This window comes from Geminicoccus flavidas (assembly GCF_009806515.1).
GTDB lineage: Bacteria > Pseudomonadota > Alphaproteobacteria > Geminicoccales > Geminicoccaceae > Geminicoccus > Geminicoccus flavidus.
The window spans coordinates 1-5137 of record NZ_WUJP01000443.1 but is presented as its reverse complement, the minus strand read 5'-3'; the positions used below and the strand labels follow the sequence as shown (position 1 = coordinate 5137).

General features: G+C 65.0%; 3 protein-coding genes and 1 pseudogene. All 4 read left to right on the top strand.

Annotated features, from left to right (window positions below; all coding sequences use genetic code 11):
- On the top strand, positions 1 to 296 hold a 296-nt coding region (locus EQG76_RS12500; protein ID WP_321573456.1), incomplete at its 5' end, for an RNase H family protein.
- Positions 297 to 594: 298 nt separating this feature from the next.
- Positions 595 to 2586 (top strand): primary-amine oxidase, encoded by a 1992-nt coding sequence (locus tag EQG76_RS12495; RefSeq protein ID WP_200840769.1) that lies wholly within the window; start codon positions 595 to 597, stop codon positions 2584 to 2586.
- 202 nt (positions 2587 to 2788) lie between these two features.
- Positions 2789 to 4774: a primary-amine oxidase gene (locus EQG76_RS12490; RefSeq protein ID WP_159713791.1), complete on the top strand. Its 1986-nt coding sequence runs from the start codon at positions 2789 to 2791 to the stop codon at positions 4772 to 4774.
- Between the two features lie 22 nt (positions 4775 to 4796).
- Positions 4797 to 5137: pseudogene (locus EQG76_RS12485) on the top strand (hypothetical protein); the annotation flags it as partial.

The window sequence follows — 5137 nt, the reverse complement described above, 5'->3', positions numbered from 1 at the left end:
GTGCCTTGGAAGCGCTCAAGCGGCCGATGAAGGTCGAGCTCTACACTGACAGCGTCTACCTGCGCGACGGCATCACTCGCTGGATCCACGGCTGGAAGCGCAATGGCTGGAAGACCGCGGCCAAGGCTGCGGTGAAGAACGAGGATCTCTGGCGCCGGCTGGACGAGGCCGTCCGACGCCACGACGTCACCTGGCACTGGCTGAAGGGCCATGCCGGTCATCCGGAGAACGAGCGCTGCGACCAGCTCGCCGGGGCGGAGATCAAGAAGCGCAAGCGGCTGCTGGCCGGGGGCTGAGCGGGCCAGCGCCCGGCCGTCTGCCTCGGTTCGCAGCATGCTCTGCCCGGAGCGAAGGCAGGTTGCCACGTGGTCGCGCAGCTGTCCGGTCTTGTGCGAAACTGTGCGAATTTCTGCCGGCAGCACTGATTCGCACGAAACTTCACGTTACTCGAAGATTTGGCTTGCTGGCCCTGAGCGGTTGCCGGATCCTCCCGCAGTGCGGCCGGAGGCGCGATCCGGTTGCTGGTGCGCGGGCGCGGACCCGCGCGGCGGATGCAAAAGCCCATCCGTATGCAAGTGACCCTTGGAGAAAATGATGGCGTTGCGCGTCGAAGAGGCCATTCTGGCCAGCCCCGTGGTCAAGCCTTCGCACCCGCTGGACCCGTTGAACGCGGACGAGATCAAGCAGGCTGCCGCGATCATCCGCGACCATTTCGACATGGGCGAGGATCTGAGAGTCGAGACCATCGACATCCAGGAGCCGCCCAAGGATCTGGTGCGCAACTTCGTCGAAGGCAGCGACTTCCCGCGCATTGCCCGGTTCAACGCCTACAAGCGCGGCGTGATGGGCGTGTGGGTCGGCCGGATCGACCTGAACAAGGGCGAGGTGGTCCAGAAGGAGTTCCGTGAGAACGCCCGGGCCATGGTCGCGGTCGAGGAGATCCTCGACATCGAGCGCAAGGTGAAGGACCACCCGGACTTCCGGGCGGCGCTCGCCAAGCGCGGCCTGCTCGACGAGGTCGAGTACATGGCCGTCGATCCCTGGACGGTCGGCAGCTTCGGGGTCGAGAAGGAGACCGGCCGCCGGGTGATGAACTGCTTCATCTGGATGCGCACCTTCCCGCTCGACAACTACTATGCCCATCCGGTCGAGGGCCTGCACGTCCTGGTGGATCTCGCCACCGCGGAGATCATCGAGGTCACCGACCATTTCGCCGAGACTGGCGAGTACATCCCGGTGCCGCGGGAGCCGCGCAACTATGATGCGGCCCTGCTCAAGGACTTCCGCAAGCCGTCCTCGCGCCTGGACGTGGTCCAGCCGGACGGTGCGGGCTTCGTGGTCGAGGGCAACAAGGTCACCTGGGAGAACTGGGACTTTCGGGTCGGCTTCAACGGCCGCGAGGGCCTGACGCTGCACTGCGTCGCCTACACCCATAACGATGTGCGCCGCCCGATCATGTATCGCGGCTCGATCGCCGAGATGGTGGTGCCCTATGGCACGCCGGAGCGCTCGCATTACCGCAAGAACGTGTTCGACAATGGCGAGCTGGGCTTTGGCCGCATGGCCAACTCGCTGGAGCTCGGCTGCGACTGCCTGGGCGTCATCCACTATTTCGACGCGGTGGTGCCGACCCTGTTCGGCGAGCCGCGCACCATCAAGAACGCGATCTGCCTCCATGAGGAGGATGCCGGCCTCTCCTGGAAGCACTACGACCTGCGCACCGAGCGCACCGAGGTGCGCCGTGCCCGCAAGCTGGTGATCTCGTCGATCTCGACGATCGGCAATTACGAGTACGCGTCCTACTGGTACCTGCACCAGGACGGCCGCATCGAGTACGAGATGAAGGCCACCGGCATCATCAACACGGCCGCCTGCTATCCGGGCCAGCCCGGCAAGTGGGGCACCGAAGTGGCCCCCGGCATCGTCGGCCACATCCACCAGCACGTGTTCTGCGCGCGCCTGGACATGGAAGTGGACGGGCCGAACAACACGGTGGTCGAGTGCGACACGGTGGCCGAGCCGATGGGCTCGGCGGAGAACCCCTACGGCAACGCCTTCTATGTCGTGCAGAAGCCGCTGAAGACCGAGCTCGAGGCGCGCCGCGACTTCGACTTCGCCAAGCAGCGCTACTGGAAGATCGTCAACCCGGAGAAGAAGAACTGGGTCGGCACGCCGGTGGGCTTCAAGCTGGAAACGCCGTCCGCCGTCCAGGCCTTCACCCATCCGGACAGCCCGTCGGGCAAGCGCGGCCGCTTCATCCAGCACCATCTCTGGGTGACCCCCTATCACCCCGATGAGCGCTATCCGGCGGGTGAGTTCGTCAACCAGTCCACCGGCGACGACAGCGTCGAGACCTGGACCGACCAGAACCGGCCGATCGAGAACACCGACATCGTGCTCTGGCACAGCTTCGGACTGCACCATCTGCCCAGGCCTGAGGACCATCCGGTCCAGCCCTGCGTGGTCTGCGGCTTCAAGCTGATGCCGAACGGCTTCTTCGACCAGAACCCGGTGATCGACCTGCCGCCGGAGAAGAACATGGCGAGCTGCTCGGCTTCGGCGAAGAAGAGCGACTGCTGCCACTGACGCATCGGGAGATCGCCAGCGCGATCTCCGGACGCTGACAGGAACCCCGCGTCGAGCGATCGGCGTGGGGTTCCTGCGTTCTGGGTAAGTCAATATCTGCGCATTTTTTAAGCTTTGATGCAGAAAATTTGGGCTTGCACTTTGGAGATCTTGCCTGATCCTGTTCCGGTCGCCTCGACGACGATCAAGGAGAGGGTGAATCATGGCGCTGCGACTGGAGGAGACGCTCTCGGCCGGAGTTAGGGCCAAGCCCGATCATCCCCTGGATCCGCTTTTCCCTGAGGAGATCGTGGCGGCCTCGACCGCCGTGCGCGGCCAGTTCGAGCCAGGCACCAATCTCCTGTTCGAGACGATCGACCTGGAGGAGCCGGCCAAGGAGGTCGTGCGCGCCCATGTGCCCGGAGCGGGCTTCCCGCGCGTGGCACGACTCAATGCCTACAAGCGCGGTGGGCCCGGCGTCTATCAGGGCCTAGTCGACCTGGTCGCGGGGGAGGTCGCCAGGATGGACTTCCTGCCCGACGCCCGGCCGATGATCTCGCCCGAAGAGTTCATGATGGTCGAGGCGGCGGCCAAGGCCGATCCGCGCTTCATCGCCGCCCTGGAACGGCGGGGCTTGGCCGACAAGCTGGACCTAGTCTGCGTCGACCCCTGGAGTGCCGGCAATTTCGGCGTGCCCGGCGAGGAGAACCGGCGCCTGGCCCACACCTTCGTGTGGATGCGGATGTTCCCACTCGACAACTACTATGCCCATCCGGTCGAGGGCATCAACGTGGTGGTCGATGTTGACCAGATGACCGTCCTGCGGGTCGACGACTGGTACGAGGGCAAGGACCACCATGTCCCGGTCCCGACCACGCCGTGCAACTATGACCACGAGATCCTGACCGAGTACCAGCCGCATTCCAAGCCGCTCGATATCGTCCAGCCGGAGGGGCCGAGCTTCACGGTCGAGGGCCACAGGATCAGCTGGCTCGGCTGGGACCTCCGGGTCGGCTTCAACGGCCGGGAAGGCCTAGTCCTGCACCAGATCGGCTATACGAAGAACGGCAAGCGCCGGCCGATCGTGTATCGCGCGCCGATCGCTGAGATGGTGGTGCCCTACGGCTCCAAGGACAACGCGCATCACCGCAAGAATGTGTTCGACAGCGGCGAGTACGGCTTCGGCCGGCTGGTGAACTCGCTGGAGTTCGGCTGCGACTGCCTGGGCCACATCCACTATTTCGACGTGGACCTGTCCGACCTCAGCGGCAACGTGCGCACCATCAAGAATGCGATCTGCCTCCATGAGGAGGATGCCGGCCTCGCCTGGAAGCATTTCGACTTCCGCACCGAGCGGACCGAGGTGCGGCGGATGCGCAAGCTGGTGATCTCCTCGATCACCACGGTCGGCAACTACGAGTATGCCTCCTACTGGTACATCTACCAGGACGGCAACATCGAGTTCGAGATGAAGGCGACCGGCGTCATCAACACCGCCGCCTGCATCCCGGGCCAGCCTGGCAAGTACGGCACCGAGGTGGCGCCGGGCGTGGTCGGCCAGATCCACCAGCACGTGTTCAGCGCGCGCCTCGACATGGAGGTCGACGGGCCGAACAACACGGTGGTCGAGTGCAACACGGTGGCGCCGCCGATGGGGCCGGACAGCCCGCATGGCAACGTCTTCTACATGGAGGAGACCAGGCTGGCTTCCGAGCTGGCAGCCAGGCGCAACGCCAACTTCGATACTCAGCGCTACTGGAAGATCATCAACCCGGAGAAGAAGAACTGGGTCGGCACGCCGACCGGCTACAAGCTGCTGCCCACCTCTGCGGTCAAGGCGTTCACCGACCCGCGCGGGCCGTCCGGCAAGCGGGCGGGCTTCATGAATCACCATCTCTGGGTGACGCCGTTTGCGCCCGACGAGCGCTATCCCGCCGGCGAGTTCATGAACCATTCCACCGGCGAGGAGGGCCTGCCGGCCTGGACCGCGCAGGACCGGCCGGTCGAGAACACCGACATTGTCCTCTGGCACAGTTTTGGCTTGCATCACCTGCCGAGGCTCGAGGACCACCCGGTGCAGCCCTGCGTGCGCTGCGGCTTCATGCTGATGCCCACCGGATTCTTCGACCAGAACCCGGTCATCGACCTGCCGCCCGGCAAGAACCAGGCGAGCCGGACGAATGACGGAGACCGGTGCTGCTCGGCATAGTTCATCCCGGGGGGATTGCTCGATGAACTCGATGAAGCAGAAGAATTTGTTGCAGTCCTTCAGCGCTTCCCGTCGGGAGCTCCTGCGCCGATCAGCAGCCCTGGCCGGCGGCATCGCCGCCGCCTCGGCCCTGCCGCGCGCAGCGCTGGCCGCACGCGAGAACGAGCTGACCATCTATTGCTGGGAGGGGTACAACTCGGACAAGGTGCTGGACCCATTCCGCACGGAGTTCGATTGCGACGTCCGGGCCCAGGGCCTGATCTCGGACCCGGATGCGGTCAACCAGCTCCGCGCCGGCGACACCCGGATCTGGGACGTCATCAACCTGAACAATAGCTGGGGCCGCCGCCAGCTCTATCCCGA

Excerpts from the sequence above, each read along its gene's own strand:
- EQG76_RS12495 (WP_200840769.1), top strand. The coding sequence starts at position 595 with ATGGCGTTGCGCGTCGAAGAGGCCATTCTGGCCAGCCCCGTGGTCAAG.
- EQG76_RS12490 (WP_159713791.1), top strand. The coding sequence starts at position 2,789 with ATGGCGCTGCGACTGGAGGAGACGCTCTCGGCCGGAGTTAGGGCCAAG.